A 19,661-nucleotide genomic window follows, 5' to 3' on the forward strand; every position below is an offset into this window, starting at 1 on the left:
AAACAAACATCATAAAAAATCCACCATCAATTCACAATTACCCAATCAGTCAGCATAGCCCTGGAAAAGACTGCGGAACTATAACTTGTAGCCCACCACCCAAAGGCCCACACGGATACTTTATTCCATCAGAAAAGCACAAAGCTCACCAAAGTGGCCAAGCAAGTGCAGGCCCAACCTGGGAAGATGGACAAAAGGCTCTTGATACTTCCGTGGAGGTTGAAAACAAAGGTGAACTAAAAGGAAAGCGTAGGGTGACTGTCTATGGTGGAAAATATATAGTTTTTGATCAAACCTCTCCAGGAGTTTATCATGCTCACCATAGAACATGGAATAAGATAAATAATATTGACGGACTAACCCCAGAAATGAAAGAAGCCCTAGAAAAATCAGGCATGGTTACTGGAAATAAAGGTAAAATTATCAAAGACGCAAAAAAGAATAAAACTAAGGGCAAAAAATGAACTTATTAAAATTTTATATAAATTCATCAGAAAAAGAATTTATCTCTATCGATGAAGATATTTCTGAAATTACATTGTTTGAAAATATAAAAATTAATTTTGAAGGAGTAAATAAATACATACTCATAAATGATTGCTTTGATTATACAATAGACGTGCTCAAAAACATGCTTAAAGAAGCAATTAATAATAAATTACCATTGCACAAATCGCTGATTAACAAAAACAAAAATTCTTTGATCGGATATCAATGGTCCCAGTACCTTCAAAAACGAAAGCGCAAAAGCCTTGTCTATGATAGAACACGTGGTGGCATTCAATGGGTTGGCTATCTACATAATTTATTTGAGACATCTCATGGAATAGATAGGCCAGCATCATGGCTTTATAATGACGAACATGGAAATATCATTCTTGAAATAACTCCTGTTTATCCATGGTTTAGTTCAAAACCAGAAGCAGGAGAAACTTTTGTAAAATATTCAGAATGGATGAAATCCTACAAGCCTCTTTTAATTCGAACCATATCAAAAGAAACTGCTCAGCAGTGGCTCAAGCAAATTGATGAGCTTATTGAGGTTGTCAAAGCAAACGACGAAAGAACGAAATGCACAGGCCTGGGTTGTCTGCATTGTGCAAAAGAAGGCAAAACCGGTTGTCCTTGCGGATCTTGAATGTAAGCAAAAAGTATGGACCACTCAAAAAGAGCAGTCCATACTTTAAATCTAAATTCGTAAGTCTATGATAGTAAAGCTTATCCTCTTTGGAATATGGCTGATTTCAATGAATCAAAATCAACAAGAACTTTTTTATTATAAACTGCAATATTTGCAGCATCATTAATAATGGCCGCAACATTAGCACCAGTGCTTCCATTCGGAAGAAGATTTGCAAGGGCTGATGTGTCTATATTTCTTTCAGCTTTTATTTTAGAGTTATAAAGCTTATTTTGAAATATTTGCGAAAGCTCTAAAGCATTTGGAGTTCCAACATGAATTGGCGTCAATCTACCATCTCTAATAATGGCACTGTCAATATCATCTAAATTGTTTGTAGCGCCAATAAATAAAATTGGCTTACTTGGATCTTGTTTAACAAAGCCATCAAGCATTGTTTTAAAAGCATTTGTTGTAGATTTATTATCCGAACACCAAGATGCTCCACCTTTACTTGATCCAACAGCTCCATCAATTTCATCTATAAAAACAACGCATGGAGCTTTTGCTTTTGCAAACTTATGCAATGCCTTAACTTGTTGTACACCAGATCCGCGCCAAATTCCATTAAATTCTGAACCAGTAGTGTGTATAAAATCAACGCCAGCCTCTTTAGCTGTTGCGCGAGCAAGATCAGTTTTTCCTGTTCCAGGAGGACCATGAAGAACAAAACCCTTAAGCGGCTTTGCGCCAATATCATTGAATGATTTTGCATTTTTTGTGTAATCAATAAACCGTTTTATTTGTTCTTTTGATTGCTTTGCTCCAATAATTTTATCAAAAGTAGTATCAATATCTGAACTCTTAGCAAGTTCAAAATTATTAGGAGATAGTTCATTATTTTGCATACGCATCATGATAGCCATCATAGTAAGACTATATGCAGCACCAGTAATCAAATGTTTAAAACTAGGATCAAGTTCTTTCCAAGCCAACTGAACGCGCTCAGGAATAGTTTGTCTCAAATTAAGAACAGTTGCTACGCCATTGCGTTGAACCACTATGGCAGGAGCCGCATGAATAGAAATGATATTGAGCGCCATCAAAAAGCTTAAAATAAGTTTGTTTTTTAATTTATTATTTAACATGTAACTGCCCTTTCTCTTTATCTACTTTGTATGGTAACTTTCCATCGCGCATCTGCTTGATAAGCTTTTTGTATTCTTTATTAACATGCCAGCAATATATTTGATCAGCGATTAAAGCGAGCACAATGCCGCTTACAATAATTTTTCCGCCATTTTCTACTTTGCCAATTTTAAGATCCCAAGTATTTTCTTTGACTGCATAAAAAGAATCTTTAGCTACATCTATCGTAGCTATTGAAATAGTTTTTGCTATCTCAACAATATCTGAAACAATGTTTGGCCTAGTCGTTGAAAACGACATCAGTGCAAGCATTGAAAAAAGTAATTTAAATTTCATATGTAAATCCTTATTTAATGTAAATATAACCCATATAAACAGCTTACAGGGCTGACATTTTTACTCAAAAGCCCCTTGGTCGTTTTATTTACATGTCACCAAAAACCACCTCCAGATCTAACGATCCCCAAATTTATCATAAAACCATTGCTATCAAATCTTAAGTCTTGATAGCATCCTTTTATCACATGTATTAAAAAGAGGTATCTCTCGTATGAAAAATAAGATTTTTATACTATTTTTAACTATTTTTGTCTTTAACGGCTCTCTATTGGCTCTCAGAGGAAAGGCAAAAGCAATAGCGCCGACAGCTATCCCAATTGCTCAGCCAGAAGAAGAAATTGAAGAGATTTCCACAGATCAAATCAAAACAAAATGGATTAAAGTGGCCCTCGACAAAGATGGTTATCCAAACGAACAAGCTCTAAAAAATATAGTTTTATATGAATTCTTTTTAACCGAACCTAAAGTATTTAAAACTGCCGAAAACAAAGCTAAATACAAGGCTAAAGAAAAATTTTTCAATGAGAATTTACATATAAAATCTGTTGATGGTGGCTCATACACAGATCGAATTTATGCTGTAAGCCTTAAAAACAGTCCACCTAGCAATAGCAACAAAAACATAATATTTTTAAAAATTAGCACACAGGAAGGAAGCTCTCAAAGGCTTATTGAAATGCAGCAAACCTTTCTAAGAAAATTGAAAAATGCAAAGTATCCTGACACCGGTAAAAAAATACCACAAAAAGATTTGCCAACTATCTGCTGGATAGAAAAAATATTTAAATATAAAGCCGCAGATGGTCAAACTAATTTAATTGAGATTACTCATGCGGCTCAGGGCAAGCCAGTCGATGAAATTTACTCCTATGGATCCCTAGAAGAAGTCATGCAATGTGCTCAGGCTATGGGAAAAGCAGTTGGATCATTTCAACAGACTTTTATGAACTATGTTAACCCTAAAGATCCATGGACATGGACAACGGTAGCTCATAATGATTTACATGGAAACAATGTATTTTTTAACGAAAAAACATCCAGGGTATATTACATTGATAACGAGATGATGAAAGATGAATACCCTATAGAGCGAGATGTATCCGTAAATATTTCTTCCGGTTGGTATGGGTGGAAAGACAACATTATTCAATTCGATTTCATAAAAGCATATATCGATTCATTTCCTACGATAGAAAAAAGACAAGCTTTAGCAAAAGATATAATTTACTATGGAAATTTAGCACCACAAACAGAGCAATACCTAGACACAATAATTTATGGCAACACAAGAACGCCTCTAGAAACTGCTGTACTAAAAAAAGACAAAGTGGCAGTTTCCCAGCTTATAAAAAATGGCGCTAACTTAAACAACATAAATACATTAACAGAGGGACATACATCGCCACTGATTTTAGCTATAAAAAATTATGATACAAGCATGATTGAATTTTTATTAAGCAACGGTGCTTTGACAGATCTGATATTTGAATTTGGGAAAACAGCTCTTCATTTTGCTACAGAATTAGATAGTTTAAAAATAGTTAAAATGCTACTGAAGGCAGGAGCTAACCCGAGCGCAACAGACATCGATGGAAACACTCCTCTTTCTATCGCAAAAAAACATGATAAGCCTGATATTATTAGTGCCTTACAATTTCACATAGCATTCAATACTTTAGCAAAAATTAAAAACGCTATTGTTGTAATGGCATAAAAACAAGCAATTTGTAAAAGAAGATAACTCTATGGTATATTAAAAATAGCTTTTAAGTCTTAATTTTTAACGGTTTGAACATTGAACTTACATAAAAAAACATTCTACTTTTTCATGCTGATTGCAGCAGCAAGATTTACTATTCCATCAAGCGATCAATCATTTACAATTATGATCGATCCGTACGGTGACAGTAAAAATACTGGGCATGAAATTGATGATACATTTGAACGGGCAATCACACTTGAATGCGCGCAAGAACTAAAAAAACAGATTAATAAATCATGTCCTACTATTCGCGTAGTTTTAACCAGAGCTCCTGGTGAATCTGTGCAACCATTACAAAATGCATCTTTTTCTAACAAGCTTCAGGCTAATTTTTATATAAGTCTGAGCTTTTATAATCAGCAAGAAATTCCATCACACATTTCTTTTTTTTATTATTTAGAAAATCAAACTGATCTTTGGCATAAATACAATTCTTTATATTTTTATCATGTAGACAATGCTTATTTAATTAATTTAAAAATATCTAAATTAATTGGAGAAACCTTTTTCAATTACTTTAAAAACAATAAATTCGCAAGTTCCGTATTTGTTCCACTCGGTCTATTTGCCTGCCCATACAAACAGCTTATTGGGGTAAAAGCTCCAAGTATTGCTATCGAAGCAGGACTTCAAAAAAAAGATGACTGGAAGCATCTCATTCAACCACTCATTTCATGTATAGAATCAATTGAAAAAACAGAAGTAGAGTAAAAACATATGAAAAAAAATATCTATTTTATTATTTGTTTAACTCTTTTATCCATTGGATCTTTGTTTTTTTTATACCAAGAATCATGGATTGTTTTTTTTATCCCACATCAACAAATGCCTACAAATATCGCCATAGAGCAAAACAGCAAGACAAAAGAAGTAACTTTGTGGGTTTTTAATAGCAATACTAAATCTTTAAAAAAAGAATCCATTGAAATGATTTATGGCGATGATATCTCTCAAAATTTAAAATTGCTGATAAATAATTGGTTTTTATTTTTAGAAGAAGAGGGCCTTATTGACAAGCAAATCATTGTGCAGTCAGTTGCTCTTTGCGAGCGCTCAACACAAGCATTCGTATCTATAAACCAGTATCCTTTTGATAAATCTATGAGTACCTATCAAAAATTGATGATTGTGGAAAGTTTACTTAAAACAATTCGTGAAAATAATATTTCAATATCATCGATTCGGCTTTTAATTCACCACAAACAAATAATTGATGATCATTTAAATTTTAATGTTTCTTGGCCAATTCAAGGATATCTCAAGTAAAAAACCTGTAAAAATGAAAAACTTGAATCTTGTTTTTGTTTTTTGTATGTTGCCAAGGATAAAGTTTTATTTTAAACGGAGACTAGAATGTTAAATAAATTACTAAGCCAAATCAACCCTGAGCAACAAGGTTTTATTGCTTTAATCATTGGTGTCATTTTACTATTTGGGGCTCTTGGAAAATTAGGAATTTTTCAAGATGGACTCAATATCATTATGGTTATTGCTGGTGCGTATCTTTTACTTTGGGGTCTTAACAGCAGCCATTTATTAAAAAAAATTACACGCCTTAAAAAGTAATCAATTTAGATTTATTGCTGGTCTTGGAATGTTTCTTTTTCCATAAAGATTTTCATACTTGGGCCAGCAATAATTATTCCTTCTTTTCCAAGCTTTTCTACCAAAGCAAATCGTATGTTACTTGCAATGTCCCACTGACGCAAAGTATTACCTGCACTTACAAATCCACGAATCATAAAAACATAACCTTTGTCTCCAAATTCATTGAGCCTTACAAATGGCTGCGGCACCTTTAAAACATCCCCATCTTCATCCATAACCTTAAAACAAACTTCTCTTACCAAAGTAATATTTGTCTTAAACGGCACGGTAAAAATAATATCGTCTAATCCAATATACCCTCTGGTATAATTCCAATTATAAATTGAAGCTTTAAGAACTGTTGAATTCGGAACTACAATGTTTACGGCATTCTTATGCCGTAAAATAACCGCACGAGAGCTAATTTTTCTGACAACTCCTTTTGTATCTTGATCAATCATTACATAGTCACCAAGCTTAACTGGGCGCTGAACTAAAATAAAAAAATAAGCTACAAAATCAGTGAGCAAATCCTTAAAAGACCAACCAAACGTAACAAGACCCACAAAAGAAACATATGTAACCACCGATCCAAGCTTCGATTGAATACATGCAATCATGACAGCAGCAATAATGATTACATGCCTAGATATGATTGTTACGGTATTTTGAATTCCCGGATCTACGTATTGGATATCAAAAACACGCCTTAAAACAAATTTTCTAAAAAGATATGCTAAAACAATTCCGACACAGGACATGAAAAGAATATACAAAAGATTAAGAACTCTAAACGATTCCATCTTTCCAGCACTACTGGTTGATTCAATCTTAAACAGTTCATACATAGCAACTTTACGCAAAGTTCCATAGGTAAAACCATAACCCCATACCTCTGCACATAAAACAATTGCAATAATGGTAAAAACGAAAATCAAACATAAGATGTAAATTGCATACCATGTTTTTGCATAGTCAAACCGCTCACACGATCCATTAATGCTGTCATCTTCCTTGAAGAAAAAAATGACAGAATGTTTTCTAATAATCATGTTTACAATAAACAAAAGACCCAATACGCACATCGATACAAAGACATTCCAAAAAAGATGCCACATTAAAGATCCATAACCACCAAGGTATGGATCGCTCATGATAAGCAAGCTAAAAACAGCAAGCAAAACTAAATAATAATAACGCTCAATAATGAATGAAATTTTAGATCCAATATTTGATTTTTGTGGCAGCAACTGTAAAAACTCTTCTTTATCTAAAGAAAAAACAATCGAGGTAAAAATAACAATGTGATACAAGCGAAGTAAAATATTTGGAAATTCTGATTGCTGATGAAGCATGACGAGCATAAACATTTTACGAAAAACTAGGATAACAACGGTAGAAATTGAAAAAAATAAAAAGACTAAAGAAAAACGATCAATAAGCCTTTTGCTTAATAAAAAATAATCAAATTTGCGATTTATTAATATAAAATGTGCGAGTAGTTTTCTCGATGCATAAATTCCTAAAACAATAGTGTATCCATAAAATACAACATAAAATGCAATCGATGGATCATAAACAAATGTATAGGCAAAAAACAGCATCCATCCATAAAGTAGCGTAAAAACCTCTATAAAAAAACCAATGAAAACAGCACAAAGTTGATATGGCCCATGCATAAAATCAATTGAGCCATATTCGCTCAAAAGAAAATATTTATACCATGTTGGCAAAAGTGCCTGCAAAAACAGATAGAGCATGAATGATAAAAACATCATTAAAAAGATGCCAAAAAGACCGCCAACGCTAATCTTTGAAAAACTAAACGCAATTTTTTTCAAAGATAATTGAGCTATGCATGACTTTACAATTCCATAAATATCTTTTAGAAAGATTGATAAATTTGGAAGAATGTTTTTAATGCCTTCCCAGGTTACAGCACTAATTGAACGATGCCATACCCCAATTAAATCAAACTCATGCAAAATACAATCTATAGATTCTAATGACTCTTCTTGAGAAATAACGATTTGCTCATAAAATTCACTTTTTTGAAGCATGATCTCATCTTGCTCTTCAATGTTTTTTATCATGTCTGCAAGTAAGATTACGCAATCAGTCCATTTCTTTTTTTGAAATGATGATACATCGTCAGTTAAAACATTCATTCTTTCTTGTTGTTTTTTTAAATGAGTCATAATGCGCTGAATGTCTTTTATCAGGCCATGATCAATTGCAATCTGTTCTTTATTCGCTTTAATTTCAGACTCTAAAAATATCTGTTTTTCTTTGTACTCGATACGCTCTTTTTCAAATGTTTCAGTATCTTTTATATGCCCTTGAGAGATTTCATATAAAAGCTTTACCGTATCTGCAACTACCTGCGATTGTTGTATTTTTGCATCCTGTAGCATCATTTCTATTTTTATTTTATACAGCATCCGCTCATCTGTTGCCACCATGACATAAGCATGTGCTACTGAATACAATGCAAAACTATCCACAATGCCATGAGCACTGACTTCTACATCTTCTAACTGTTTTAATTTTGTAAAAGAAACCTTAAATCTCTTTCTAAGCCTATCTAATTCTTCTTGAGAATTTATTTTACGAGCAGCAATTTCATTTCGTAATTTTACAAGTTCAACTTTTTTTGCATTGCATATTTTTTTTAGTTCATTATTTTTTTGTTCATAGCTATAAACATCTGAAACATCTACATGCAAACGATTTCTAATGGACTGCCCTTGATCTTTAAGCGCAGCCAGCTTGTCTTGCAACACTGATTCTTTTGAGCTTAAAAACTCTTGGTTTTTTTGATATAAACTAACTTTTAAAACAGCAAGTTCTCGCTGCTTGCAGACAATTTCTTTTTCAATGTCTAAGAGTGCAATATCTTCTTTATTTAAATCTGTATGCTTTTTTTTACTTTCAATAGACTGCTCGATTGTCTCAAATTCTTTTTCTTTGGCAACAAGCAGATACTCTTCTCGAGAAATTTCTATAGCTTTTTCTTCTTTCTTTGAAATAAGCCCTCTTAGCTGCTCTTCTTGTAAAAAAATCTTTTTCATCATATTTTGCAAATCAAGAAATGAATAAATTGATTTTTCCTCAATGGTATTTGATTTGTGTATAGAATCAGAAAATGATTTTTCCCAAAATTCAATATGCTGAAGCAAAAGAGCTAGTGTTTGACCCTTTGTTTCTTTAATTTCGCCATAAACTTTATCTAGCAGAGTCAGAAAGTTAATTCTTTTGAGTAAAAAGCTATCATGCTTTTTTAATGATCTCTCTTTAAGTTCTGCAATTTCTATTTCAATGTCTGTATGTTTTTGCAAATACCCATCAGAAAAATCTTTCCAACGTTGCTCTAACAGAGTAATTTCTGCTTTTAAACTATCTACATACTTATAACGATCTGCTGCATCAAAATGAAGTAAAATTCTTACTTTGGGCGTAGCAATTTCTTGACCTAATTCCAAAGGGCAAACATTAAAAGAAAAGAAAAGGAAGAGAAGATAGAAAAACATTCTCATATTGTTATTCCTTAAAGAGCATGAAAAAAGCAACACTGACCATATAATATTACTTTAAGCTAGCAAGTAAATATAGTTGCTTCAATAAGATTTTTACGCTTTATCATGTTGATAAAAATTATCCCATGACCTTTGAACAGATTCATTTATAATCTTAAAATCTTGAGAGATAATTCCGCATGGATCTTGAATTGCAATTTGATAAACCTCTTGCTGCTCTGGAAGCAAATCTAACAATAAAAACAACCTAAGCATTGCTACAGACCTCCCTACCTCAGACAAGGTTAAAATATTGCTATAAATATATAACAAAAAATCAAACATCTCTGGAACACGAATTTCGCGAGGAATACTTTTTTTACAGAGCCGCATGATATCATGAACAAAAACAAGCTGCTCGATGCTCAGACCATGCGCAGACGTTTCAATGGACAGATCTAAAAACCTATAAACATTTTGGCTTTTTTCAACAGCGCAAAAAATTAATGAACCCGTACTAAGCAGTGAGGCTTGATGATTCTTAGGGTAAATACATAATATTTTCCCATGTTCAAAATGAATAATTTCAACCTTTTGACTTATCGGAAGATAATTTTTTATTACAAATGCGGGAAAGTTTCTTGCTTTCTGACGGGAATAATTCATAATTCTACTAACATTAAAAAATCTAATTTTGTAAGTTAAAATATACCACACAAGGCCACTTATGATATCAAAACATAATTCATTATTCTTAATTTGTTCTTTGTTTTTCATAGAAACGCATTCTAAGCCAGGTAAGCGCGTACTCCACAACACTTCTCAAACGCTTAATCCGCAGCCACATATACCAAAAATCAATAATACAAATAGTTTTTATTCTCAACCAATAACAGAAGAATTAAGAAAAGCTGTTATACAAGAATTAAAACTCACCACAATAAGCATGGTTGCCTCATGTCTTTTTATAGGTACTTGCATTATGTTTGACACAAATAAATCATAATGTTTTCAAAAAAGATTTATTGTTGAAAGGTCTTCCCAAAAACCTACCAACCATTTCATATGGACTTCTCAGGCCACCTGGGCTTAATACCTCAGTAACATAATCATTACCCGTTTCATACTCAAAAAGCCCTCGCTGGTAAGCCTTATCAAATAGATCAGCAGCTATAACGCTTGTCCATGGATACATGTAATAAGAGGCACCAAAATCACCGGCTAAAAACATAAAACTTGTTTCAAAATAACAATTAGAATCATATGCAATATGTTTAAATGTTTTTTTATATAACTTTTCAACCATGCTATGAATTTCTTTGCCCTCAAGATCATCTTGATCTTGCAAATGCAAGCGCAACGACATTAATCCTAAAAATAATTGATTAAGCATGCTTTGCGGCCTACTAAATTTTAGCGATGCTATAATCTTTTCAATCATATCTTTTGGCATTGTATCACCAGTTGTATAATCACTACTTATAGAAGTCCACAGCTCCGGTTTATCAAACCAACACTCAAGCATCTTGCAAGGAGCCTCCATAAAATCTTGCACAACTTGCGTTCCTGAAAATTGTGTAAATCTTGTTGCTCCAAAAAGTGCATGAAGAGCATGACCCATTTCATGAAATGTTTCCATTACCTCATCAAGCGTTAAAAGAGTTGGACAATCATGCGTTGGCTCAACAAAGTTTGTCACAACAACTGACGACCCAACACAAGAAATGCTACAATCATCTCGTATCGATGGAACAATCATCATATGGCTTTGACCTACACTACCTTGCGCTATGGCGCTTGCGCGCATTGCCTCTGGAGTTGACGGAATGATTTTTTTTAACGGACGCTTATAAAGATCAAGTATCATATAACCAAGAACAGATTGATGCTTTAAAGATCTAATTCTGTAGCACTGCAAACCATCAGCCCAGAGGCCTTCAGTTTTTTGAGGCTCAAATTCGATATGAAAAACTCGATTAAATTGCTGTAAAAATGATGGTATAACTTGTGACAATGAAAAATATTTAGATATTTCATCTTGGCTTAAATCAAACATGTGTTTTTGATACCATGCCCTTGCTAATGCAACATCCCATGGCTTTAATAAATTCCCATCAATAAGGCTTATTGACGGAGCTAGGCCAAAATCTACTATTTTTTCAAAGTCTTTATCGGCATATGGCTGCAAATCTTTTATCATGCCAAGTAAAAACTTTTCTGCCCTTTTAGGCGTTTTAGCCATTAGTCCATGTAGTTGATATGATGCAAAGTTTGGATATTTTAACAGATTTGCCATTTCGTGCCGCTTACTTAAAAGCCCTGTTAAGGCTTTTTGATTTAACTTGCTAGCCCTTTGCGAAAATAACATAAAACACGTTTTTCTGGTTGACTCAACCAAACAGTTTTTCATAATTAATGCAAATGTTTCAGAATTAATTGGGACAATGCAATTATCCAAAGAATCTTTTTGCAAAGAATTAATAAATTGATCAGAAAGCCCATCAAGATCACAGCTGCTTACAGAAAAACTATTTTTCTCGTTGACAATATTGCTTAAAAATTCAGCTGATACGTTATTGATATCGCGTTTTACATCCTCCAGGTGCGCACTTTCTAAATCATCTAATTTAACACCGACATGCTCAAAATTTTGAATCATATGATTTAAAAAATACCGAACGGAAACACTTTTTTTGTAATTGTCAGATCCAAGCTGAAGATATTCTAGAAAAGCCTGGTATAAAATTTTATTAGAAATCAATACAGTCGCTTGATAATTTTGTAAATCGTTCAAAGCTTTTTGAGAAGAAATTATAATTTTTTCATCATTTGAAAGCATTGCAAGAACACGAAGAACAGATAAGTTTACAATAAATTGAAAATAAGCTTGTTCATAAACAAGAACTGTATTTTGATAATTCCTCATACATGCTTGAACTTGAGCAATACTCTCAATTGCAGCATCCATCAAACTTTTTGAAGAGAGTAAAAGATCATCTACCTGAGTAACATTTTTTGGAAACAATGATACGATTCTTTCAAAGTCTATTCGAGCACACATGCGCTCTTTAACCATCTTCTTTTTCTTGCATCCACCCAAAAAGATTAACAAAATCAGACTACTCATCCAAAATTTTTTCATGCCTACTTCCTTTTTTATTACTTCTACTTTTTTAGCACATGCATTTTCAAAAACTCATCATCTTAATAATTTTTGCCCTTCAACTGCAACAACTGCTCTCGAAGCTGAATTGCTTTTTCGAAATTAAGATCCTTGGCTGCCTGGTGCATCTCTGTCTCAATTTGCAAGGTCAATGCTTGAACTTCTTGTTCCGTCAAATGTTGCATCGATGAAGATCTTTTCTTTGTCGATTTCTTTTCAACCCTTGTTAAGTCCAAAGCAGCTTTTGAAATAGATTTTACCACTTCTCGAATGACCGTTTTAGGAGTAATTCCATGCAGCTGGTTATACTCATGCTGTATCCTTCTTCTTCTATCAGTTTGCTCAATTGCATACTGCATCGAGCTCGTTATTTTATCTGCATACATTCTGACCACGCTTTGTGTGTTACGAGCAGCTCGACCAATAATCTGAATCAAAGAACGCTTATCCCGAAGGAAGCCTTCGATGTCTGCATCCATAATTGCCATAAAAGCAACTTCAGGCAAATCCAGACCCTCGCGAAGTAAGTTTACACCAACCACACAATCAAAAACGCCTAGGCGTAATTTTTGCAGAATTTCAGTACGTTGCGGAGTTTTTAAATCGCTATGCAAATAACAAACCTTAATTCCTTTTTCTTCTAGAAATTGAGCCAACTCTTCAGCCATTTTTTTTGTAAGAACGGTAACTAAAGTGCGAAAACCTTTTGAAGTCGTTAGCTTAATTTGACCGAGCAAATCATTTATTTGATCCATGCGAGGATGGATTTCTATGACTGGGTCTAAAAGCCCTGTTGGTCGAATTACTTGTTCAACTATTTGATCGTTATGATCAAGTTCATACTGTCCTGGAGTAGCTGAAACAAAAATAGTATTAGTAAAAAACTTTTCAACTTCTTCAAACCTCAACGGTCTATTGTCTTTTGCAGAAGGCATTCTAAAGCCAAAGTCTATTAGTGACTGCTTTCTGACTCGATCTCCATGATACATCCCAGAAATTTGAGGCACTGCAATATGTGATTCATCAATGACTAATAAAAAATCATCTTTTTTAAAAAAATCAAACAAACAAAATGGTGCTTGACCCGGAACTCGCCCATCAAAATATGATGAATAATTTTCAATGCCACTACAAAAACCAGTTTGCTCAATCATTTCAATGTCATTGGTTACTCGCTGCTTTAATCTTTCTTGGTACACAGGGTTTGTCATTGTTGGCAAATACTGCTCTAACTCATTTTCAATTTCAATTAAAGCTTGATCTTGTGCCTGCTTAGAGGTTACAAAGTTTTTTGCTGGAAAAATAATAGTGTTTGTAAAGGTTTGAATGACATGATTATTATTTTTATCAACCCAAGAGAGGGCTTCTATGGTATCACCAAAAAGCTCTATTCTTAATTTTTGATATTTTTCATAAGGAACGCACACTTCAACAACGTTTCCCTGCACGCTAAATGTGCCACTTTTTTTATCAATGTCATTGCGTTGATATTGCATAAAAACTAATTTTGAAAGTAAATTCTTTCGATTTACATCTTGTCCTACAAATATAGGAAGCGCTTGCTCTTGGTACTGTTTTGGGTTTCCTAAAGAGTAAATACATGAAACCGAGGCTATAATAATTACATCGCGCCGTTGCATTAAAGTTGCAACAGCTTCTATACGAAGTCGCTCAATTTCTGGATTAATTTTAGTTTCTTTTGGAATATAAATATCTTGCGCTGGCAAATATGATTCTGGTTGATAATAATCATAATAACTCACAAAATAGCAGACTTTATTTTCTGGAAAAAACAAACTAAATTCTTCATAAAGTTGTGCTGCCAAAGTTTTATTTGGAGATAGAACAATTACTGGCTTATTTTGCTTTGCTATCACATTGGCAATCGTGAAAGTCTTGCCAGATCCTGTCACTCCAAGAAGAACTGATTTTTTACCTTCATGATCTTTTAAAGCATTAATTGCAGCCTCTTGATCACCAGCTGGCTGAAATGGCAAATGTAACTTGAATAAACTCATAAATCACCAATCGTTTTAGACTTTTTTAAGTCTACTCTAAATCACCAAAACTTCTATGGCTCGAAGCTCTTGATGCATCAAAAGATGATCTTGTCCTTGGCATGCATGGTGTTCGTCTGAGTCGAGCATCACTATCCATCTTGTCAAGCTCTTCTAAGCGCCTATAGCTTGATGACTGCAATGGATTTAAAACTAACTCTTCTTTCTCATCTGAAGAGTCCGGCAAAGAATACAAAACTTGTGCTGATGAGCTTGGACGAGAGTTAATAACCTTACAAATTAAGGGTATTTCAACTTGCAGCAACCTGGAAAGATCGCTAATCCGAGGAACCATATTTTCATTATAAAAATTTAATGTATTTCCAGATTCATCACCATCATCTTGATCTGTTAGTAATAAATTATCTCTTAAAAATGATACGTTTTCATTTTGCCACTCAAATATGTCATGAGCCAAAGAGCCAAATTCAAACTTAATTTTTTCCTTTTCTTGCTCTGACTTAACATCTGCAGCTCTTTGCATGTTGGCATAAATCATTTCAAAATAGGTAAGCCTACGTGAAAGCTTTGAAAATTCACGACTTTTGCATCGACGAATAAATAAATCAAAGCAATCAGAATCCATTGATTTACTTAAGTTTAATTTTGGCAAATCTGGTACAGAAGCAAAGCTGCTCATGCTTATCACTAAGAAACACCCCAAAAACATTATAGTTCTCTTTTTCATAACGCCCCCTATAAAATTTAATAATACATATACGGCACCCTGACACAAAACAGCTTAATAAAAAAAGACTTGCCCTTTTTTAAGCCCAATTCAAAAAGAGTACTGCGATTTTTGCCCACTCCTTTTGAATGAAATGTTACATCATGATACACTGTAAATAGCTTATAAACAGCTTAACCAAGCAAAAAAATGAAAAAACTATTAACTTTTATTATTTTTATGATCAGCTCTCAAGCGATCTGGCCTGAGCAAATTAAGACTATCTTTGCTCATGGAATTGTGGATGGCCCATCTCAAATAAATAGATTTGATCAAGCAATTGCCACAAAAGAAAAATATTCTGTTTCTTTTCTTGATGCCACAGACGCAACTGGATTTGGACTAAATTATGGCATTTTTATGCTGACAAAGCTATTTGGAAAACATGTTAACAGGTCCAAAATGTACATGGCCCAAGGCCCTGACATAAATTCTTTACATAAATTCATAGATGCTCAATCTAAACCAGGTAATGGAATAATCCTTTATGGATGCTCTCGAGGCTCTGCAACCATACTAAACTATCTCAAAAAGCATGACCATCAAGAGATTAAGGCATTGGTTCTCGATGCTTGCCCTGCCAGCATGCATGAAGCAATCCAACCCACTCTTATAAAATATGGCATAAACCCTTCCCGGGCTCTTTCTGTTTTTACGACACTTTTTCCAAAGTATCCAACAGTAAATCCGATCACACCACTTGACTCAATTAAAAATATTAAAAATAAAAATCTGCCAATACTCTTGATTCATTCGCTCGATGATACGGTTGTTCCATTTGAGCACGGATTAATGCTGTATCAAGAATTTATCGAAAATGGATTTAAAAACGTGCATTTTATATCAATTCCGAGTGGAAAACATAGCTTTCTTTTACAGGGTAAAAACTCAAAAAAACCATACCTACAAGCGGTTCACTCTTTTTATAAAAAATACAATCTTCCCTTCAATGAATTATTTGCAACTACAAACTTAGCAAATCATGCTCTAGACGGTCAAAAAGTTATTAATAAAATCAATGCCTATAAAAACCTTATCAACAAAAAAGCCCTTCTAATTAGCAAAAACTAAAACTTTTTGATATGTTTTAAATATCTTATTTTATTATTTTAGGGACTAAGGTTATGACTTTAACTGTTAAAGCACTTGCTCTTTCAATATTTTTTTTATCAGCTCCAGTAAGTGCCATGCAAAGACTAGATAATATTATTTCAAAAAGCGACTTATCTCGCCTATGTACTAGAAATATAGACAATGCTGACTGGAAGCTTTCAGAAGTAGAAAGCCTTGCCTGGGTTATTAAATCAATTGAAAAAAATAATAATGACTACTCGCATTTTAATGAAAGCTGGTATAAATTACGTCATGAACTTAAAGCAATTAGGCGACACTATAAGCTCTAAAACACCTCATGCTTTTTGACAGATCTTAGATCAAACTCATTTAAATTTCATAGGGCCAACTTCTCAACCAAGAAGTTGGCCTTTTTTATGAAATCAATTAAATCTCTTGATTTGCCACCCCTTCTTTATGTCAAACTGTGATCAGTAAAGTTTTTTAATCTAAAAAAGGGATAATAATGAACAATTTCAAAAAGCTAAGAGTCGTCATGCTTTGTCTTTTGCCTACAGGCAGCCAGATACATTCGATGGGCAGAGAAGAAGTTCAATACAAACCAACAGAAAGAACAGAATCAAAAAACTTTTTTGATAGGGCAAAAGAGCGATTATTTGAGATAAAAAAGTCTGATGCCGCCAAAATCGACGAAGAGATAAAGGCAGATAGAAGAGCAAAAGACGAAGCCTTTAAAATAGCTCAAGAAAAAGCAGATAACAAAGCTAAGGCTAAAGCAACTAAGCAAAAAGCTGAACGAATAGAGCTATTCAAATCTTTACTGTTAAAAAATGATACCAATGAAGCTATAAAGTTATTAGAAAAGCACAAAAGCCTTTCTAATACTATTATCTTTGATAATTCAGGAACAACAGCTTTGCACTATGCCATCATGACAGACAATCATCTTTTAATAAAAGCACTACTTTCAAATGACGCTAATATAAATGCTACATTAACCAATGAAGATGATGAGCCAATGGGCGTGCGTGACCTGGCAAAATATTCTAGCAATGAAACAGTGGCAGCTTTAATAAAAAATACGCCTAAAGGCAAAGTACGAAATCAATTAATCTATGATCATGAAAATAGTTTTTTTAATTCTTTTGAGCCTTTAAAAGAAGAAATAGAAAAATACTCACAAGACAAACAATTAAACCAAAGACCAAAAAATAGTGAATATATTAAAGAAACAATAAACCAGTTGTTAAAAACTTATAAAATACATTCATACTCATCAAGCGAATTTAAAGAAATTTATCAATACTTAGAAAACTTTAAATCTTACATCGAAGATCCTGCAAATAATGCGGTAGAGCGAGATGATGATTACACAAGAGCTTATAAAACCTTGGGCTTAGAAACTGGCGCAACAACAGACGATGTAAAAAGAGCTTATCGAAAACTAGCTTTAAAATACCATCCAGATAAAAACAAAGAGAATGGCGCTGCAGAAATGTTTCAAAAAATAAGCGATGCCCATGATCATTTAAATCAATAAATCCTTAATTTTTCCAGGGCCAACTTCTCAACTAAGAAGTTGGCCTTTTTTATCAAATTAATTCAAAAACAAATCTTGCTATTTCAGCTCTGAAAGCAAAAGCCGATGGTGATATTTTCAAAAAGAATTAAAACCCTTGATTTACCCCCCCCCCTTTGTGCCAAACTGTGATCAGTAACATATTTTTACCAAAAAAAGGGGATAAAAAAATGAACAATTTCAAAAAGTTAAATTTGACCATTCTTTGCGTGCTGCTTTTCGGCAGCCAGGTGCATTCGATGGAGCCAGAGATGGCTCCAGATAAAACAACTCAAGCAAAATCAAAAAACTATCTAACTCAAGCAAAAGAATATTTACATAGAAATTTATTTGAAAGCGGAAATATAAAAGAAGGCGATCGACTTTATTTTTTAAAAAGACACCTAGAAACAAACGATATAAAAGCAAGAAAAGCTGCTGCCGCAACACAAGCGCCAACAGTTAGCGAAACAGTTGTCAAAAAGCTACAAGACGCTCTCGATCAGCAGAAGGAAAGCATAAACAATCTTCCTGAAAATAATCCAAAAACGACTACAAATTGGGTAAAAGAATTCAGTGCTGAAAATATAGCGAAGGCTATTAAAGAAAGAGATGACGCTAAAAATAAAGAAAGAGATGACGCTAAAAAACAAGAAGAATTAGCCGTTGCAGCACAGAACAAAGACACTCTGATACAAAGAAATACAACTTTAAAAAATAATATAGAAAGGCTAGATAAAACACTTATAGATATTAATACTGGTACTGATACTGATAATGCTGATCAGGTTAATTATAAAAAGATTTTCATATCAGATGCAAAAAACGAATATATTCATAACTTGCTCTTTAAAATGCAAAGAGTTGGAACTCTGGTAGATCCTACCTTTAAGCCATACAACAACGAAAAAGCCAAGGAAACAGATCAAGAAACTCTTTTCGCAGATATTGAAAAAGATATGCTAACACACATCTTTGATTATCAAGCTGAATTCAATAAGCTACACCTAAAACTTAAAGCTGATGACAAAAAATTAGAAACTCTTCCTGAAAAAGTAACGGAACTCAAAAAAATAATTCCTAATATGGAATATCTAACAGAAACACAACAGAATTCTTTAGCGCAGTATGTTACGAGAACAATGAACCCGTTTAGTTACTAAAGTAATGAAATAACAACTAATTTCACAACTTGCAAAATACTCATCTCAAATTTATGGGGCCAATCCGGAGTACGGATATGGCCCCATTTATTGCATGTCACACAAGACACACTAACTTGGATTAATCTTTAACCGCAAAGTTAACAGTTTTTCCGGCAATGAAAATAATTTTCATTATCTGTTTTCCATCAAGCCATTTTGCTGCTACCTCTTGAGCTTTTTCTTTTACTTTTTCCTGGTCTGTATCTTTTTCTATTTCAAAATTTCAAATGTTGCTCGCAGTTTTCCATTTACTTGAACTGCATAAGTTACGTTGCTTTCAATTAACAAAGTTGCATCATAGCTAGGCCAAGCGCACTGAGTTAAATCCTTGCCGACAAGTTTTTCTAGGAGCTCACATGATGCATGTGGTGCAAAAACAGAAAACAAAGTTAAAACTTTTTCTAA

Annotated in this window: 19 protein-coding genes; 11 read left to right on the plus strand and 8 right to left on the minus strand. The window is 33.5% G+C overall.

The window, feature by feature from the left end:
• Both NTU89_01075 and NTU89_01080 read left to right on the plus strand, forming a co-directional pair.
• The coding region (locus NTU89_01075; protein ID MCX5923137.1) for a hypothetical protein at positions 1-464 on the plus strand (464 nt) is incomplete at its 5' end.
• Positions 461-1,138 carry a hypothetical protein gene (locus tag NTU89_01080; protein MCX5923138.1) on the plus strand — a complete coding sequence of 226 codons (678 nt, stop codon included), beginning with the start codon at positions 461-463 and terminating at the stop codon, positions 1,136-1,138. The genes NTU89_01075 and NTU89_01080, both read left to right, overlap by 4 nt.
• 80 nt (positions 1,139-1,218) lie before the next feature.
• Here NTU89_01080 and NTU89_01085 read toward each other — a convergent pair whose 3' ends face one another.
• Positions 1,219-2,268, minus strand: a complete 1,050-nt coding sequence (locus NTU89_01085; protein ID MCX5923139.1) for an AAA family ATPase — start codon at positions 2,266-2,268, stop codon at positions 1,219-1,221.
• Positions 2,258-2,605: a hypothetical protein gene (locus NTU89_01090; GenBank protein ID MCX5923140.1), complete on the minus strand. Its 348-nt coding sequence runs from the start codon at positions 2,603-2,605 to the stop codon at positions 2,258-2,260. Before NTU89_01090 ends, NTU89_01085 begins: the two co-directional genes overlap by 11 nt.
• Before the next feature lie 214 nt (positions 2,606-2,819).
• Here NTU89_01090 and NTU89_01095 point away from each other — a divergent pair, with 214 nt between their 5' ends.
• The 4 genes from NTU89_01095 (at position 2,820) to NTU89_01110 (ending at position 5,936) form a co-directional block, all read left to right on the plus strand.
• Positions 2,820-4,322, plus strand: a complete 1,503-nt coding sequence (locus NTU89_01095) for an ankyrin repeat domain-containing protein (protein ID MCX5923141.1) — start codon at positions 2,820-2,822, stop codon at positions 4,320-4,322.
• 81 nt (positions 4,323-4,403) lie between these two features.
• The gene (locus NTU89_01100; GenBank protein MCX5923142.1) at positions 4,404-5,081 is read left to right on the plus strand and encodes an N-acetylmuramoyl-L-alanine amidase; all 678 of its coding nucleotides are present in this window, start codon (positions 4,404-4,406) and stop codon (positions 5,079-5,081) included.
• Between the two features lie 6 nt (positions 5,082-5,087).
• The gene (locus NTU89_01105; GenBank protein ID MCX5923143.1) at positions 5,088-5,636 is read left to right on the plus strand and encodes a hypothetical protein; all 549 of its coding nucleotides are present in this window, start codon (positions 5,088-5,090) and stop codon (positions 5,634-5,636) included.
• Between the two features lie 87 nt (positions 5,637-5,723).
• Positions 5,724-5,936, plus strand: coding sequence for a hypothetical protein (locus NTU89_01110; GenBank protein ID MCX5923144.1), 213 nt, complete (start codon positions 5,724-5,726; stop codon positions 5,934-5,936).
• 11 nt (positions 5,937-5,947) lie between these two features.
• On the opposite strand, the gene NTU89_01115 is transcribed toward NTU89_01110, so the two are convergent.
• Both NTU89_01115 and NTU89_01120 read right to left on the minus strand, forming a co-directional pair.
• The gene (locus tag NTU89_01115; GenBank protein MCX5923145.1) at positions 5,948-9,493 is read right to left on the minus strand and encodes a mechanosensitive ion channel; all 3,546 of its coding nucleotides are present in this window, start codon (positions 9,491-9,493) and stop codon (positions 5,948-5,950) included.
• 93 nt (positions 9,494-9,586) lie between these two features.
• The gene (locus NTU89_01120; protein MCX5923146.1) at positions 9,587-10,138 is read right to left on the minus strand and encodes a hypothetical protein; all 552 of its coding nucleotides are present in this window, start codon (positions 10,136-10,138) and stop codon (positions 9,587-9,589) included.
• A 61-nt stretch (positions 10,139-10,199) separates the two neighbouring features.
• Here NTU89_01120 and NTU89_01125 point away from each other — a divergent pair, with 61 nt between their 5' ends.
• Entirely contained in the window at positions 10,200-10,478 is a 279-nt protein-coding gene (locus NTU89_01125) for a hypothetical protein (GenBank protein MCX5923147.1), read from the plus strand.
• Here NTU89_01125 and NTU89_01130 read toward each other — a convergent pair.
• The 3 genes from NTU89_01130 to NTU89_01140 form a co-directional block, all read right to left on the minus strand.
• On the minus strand, positions 10,473-12,614 hold the full coding sequence (locus NTU89_01130) for a M3 family metallopeptidase (protein ID MCX5923148.1): 2,142 nt from the start codon (positions 12,612-12,614) through the stop codon (positions 10,473-10,475). The genes NTU89_01125 and NTU89_01130 overlap by 6 nt on opposite strands.
• Before the next feature lie 62 nt (positions 12,615-12,676).
• Positions 12,677-14,653: an excinuclease ABC subunit UvrB gene (gene uvrB / locus NTU89_01135; protein MCX5923149.1), complete on the minus strand. Its 1,977-nt coding sequence runs from the start codon at positions 14,651-14,653 to the stop codon at positions 12,677-12,679.
• Positions 14,654-14,684: 31 nt separating this feature from the next.
• Positions 14,685-15,380: a hypothetical protein gene (locus NTU89_01140; GenBank protein ID MCX5923150.1), complete on the minus strand. Its 696-nt coding sequence runs from the start codon at positions 15,378-15,380 to the stop codon at positions 14,685-14,687.
• A 189-nt stretch (positions 15,381-15,569) separates the two neighbouring features.
• Here NTU89_01140 and NTU89_01145 point away from each other — a divergent pair, with 189 nt between their 5' ends.
• The 4 genes from NTU89_01145 (at position 15,570) to NTU89_01160 (ending at position 19,214) form a co-directional block, all read left to right on the plus strand.
• The gene (locus NTU89_01145) at positions 15,570-16,490 is read left to right on the plus strand and encodes a prolyl oligopeptidase family serine peptidase (protein MCX5923151.1); all 921 of its coding nucleotides are present in this window, start codon (positions 15,570-15,572) and stop codon (positions 16,488-16,490) included.
• 53 nt (positions 16,491-16,543) lie between these two features.
• The gene (locus NTU89_01150; protein MCX5923152.1) at positions 16,544-16,822 is read left to right on the plus strand and encodes a hypothetical protein; all 279 of its coding nucleotides are present in this window, start codon (positions 16,544-16,546) and stop codon (positions 16,820-16,822) included.
• Between the two features lie 176 nt (positions 16,823-16,998).
• The gene (locus NTU89_01155) at positions 16,999-18,033 is read left to right on the plus strand and encodes a DnaJ domain-containing protein (GenBank protein MCX5923153.1); all 1,035 of its coding nucleotides are present in this window, start codon (positions 16,999-17,001) and stop codon (positions 18,031-18,033) included.
• Positions 18,034-18,242: 209 nt separating this feature from the next.
• Positions 18,243-19,214, plus strand: coding sequence for a hypothetical protein (locus NTU89_01160; protein ID MCX5923154.1), 972 nt, complete (start codon positions 18,243-18,245; stop codon positions 19,212-19,214).
• A 252-nt stretch (positions 19,215-19,466) separates the two neighbouring features.
• Here the strand turns inward: NTU89_01160 and NTU89_01165 are convergent.
• On the minus strand, positions 19,467-19,661 hold a 195-nt coding region (locus tag NTU89_01165), incomplete at its 5' end, for a class I tRNA ligase family protein (GenBank protein ID MCX5923155.1).

It is taken from the genome of Candidatus Dependentiae bacterium (assembly GCA_026389065.1).
Classification (GTDB): domain Bacteria; phylum Babelota; class Babeliae; order Babelales; family Chromulinivoraceae; genus JACPFN01.

Excerpts from the sequence above, each read along its gene's own strand:
- NTU89_01080 (MCX5923138.1), top strand. The coding sequence starts at position 461 with ATGAACTTATTAAAATTTTATATAAATTCATCAGAAAAAGAATTTATC.
- NTU89_01085 (MCX5923139.1), bottom strand. The coding sequence starts at position 2,268 with ATGTTAAATAATAAATTAAAAAACAAACTTATTTTAAGCTTTTTGATG.
- NTU89_01090 (MCX5923140.1), bottom strand. The coding sequence starts at position 2,605 with ATGAAATTTAAATTACTTTTTTCAATGCTTGCACTGATGTCGTTTTCA.
- NTU89_01095 (MCX5923141.1), top strand. The coding sequence starts at position 2,820 with ATGAAAAATAAGATTTTTATACTATTTTTAACTATTTTTGTCTTTAAC.
- NTU89_01105 (MCX5923143.1), top strand. The coding sequence starts at position 5,088 with ATGAAAAAAAATATCTATTTTATTATTTGTTTAACTCTTTTATCCATT.
- NTU89_01110 (MCX5923144.1), top strand. The coding sequence starts at position 5,724 with ATGTTAAATAAATTACTAAGCCAAATCAACCCTGAGCAACAAGGTTTT.
- NTU89_01115 (MCX5923145.1), bottom strand. The coding sequence starts at position 9,493 with ATGAGAATGTTTTTCTATCTTCTCTTCCTTTTCTTTTCTTTTAATGTT.
- NTU89_01120 (MCX5923146.1), bottom strand. The coding sequence starts at position 10,138 with ATGAATTATTCCCGTCAGAAAGCAAGAAACTTTCCCGCATTTGTAATA.
- NTU89_01125 (MCX5923147.1), top strand. The coding sequence starts at position 10,200 with ATGATATCAAAACATAATTCATTATTCTTAATTTGTTCTTTGTTTTTC.
- NTU89_01130 (MCX5923148.1), bottom strand. The coding sequence starts at position 12,614 with ATGAAAAAATTTTGGATGAGTAGTCTGATTTTGTTAATCTTTTTGGGT.
- uvrB (MCX5923149.1), bottom strand. The coding sequence starts at position 14,653 with ATGAGTTTATTCAAGTTACATTTGCCATTTCAGCCAGCTGGTGATCAA.
- NTU89_01140 (MCX5923150.1), bottom strand. The coding sequence starts at position 15,380 with ATGAAAAAGAGAACTATAATGTTTTTGGGGTGTTTCTTAGTGATAAGC.
- NTU89_01145 (MCX5923151.1), top strand. The coding sequence starts at position 15,570 with ATGAAAAAACTATTAACTTTTATTATTTTTATGATCAGCTCTCAAGCG.
- NTU89_01150 (MCX5923152.1), top strand. The coding sequence starts at position 16,544 with ATGACTTTAACTGTTAAAGCACTTGCTCTTTCAATATTTTTTTTATCA.
- NTU89_01155 (MCX5923153.1), top strand. The coding sequence starts at position 16,999 with ATGAACAATTTCAAAAAGCTAAGAGTCGTCATGCTTTGTCTTTTGCCT.
- NTU89_01160 (MCX5923154.1), top strand. The coding sequence starts at position 18,243 with ATGAACAATTTCAAAAAGTTAAATTTGACCATTCTTTGCGTGCTGCTT.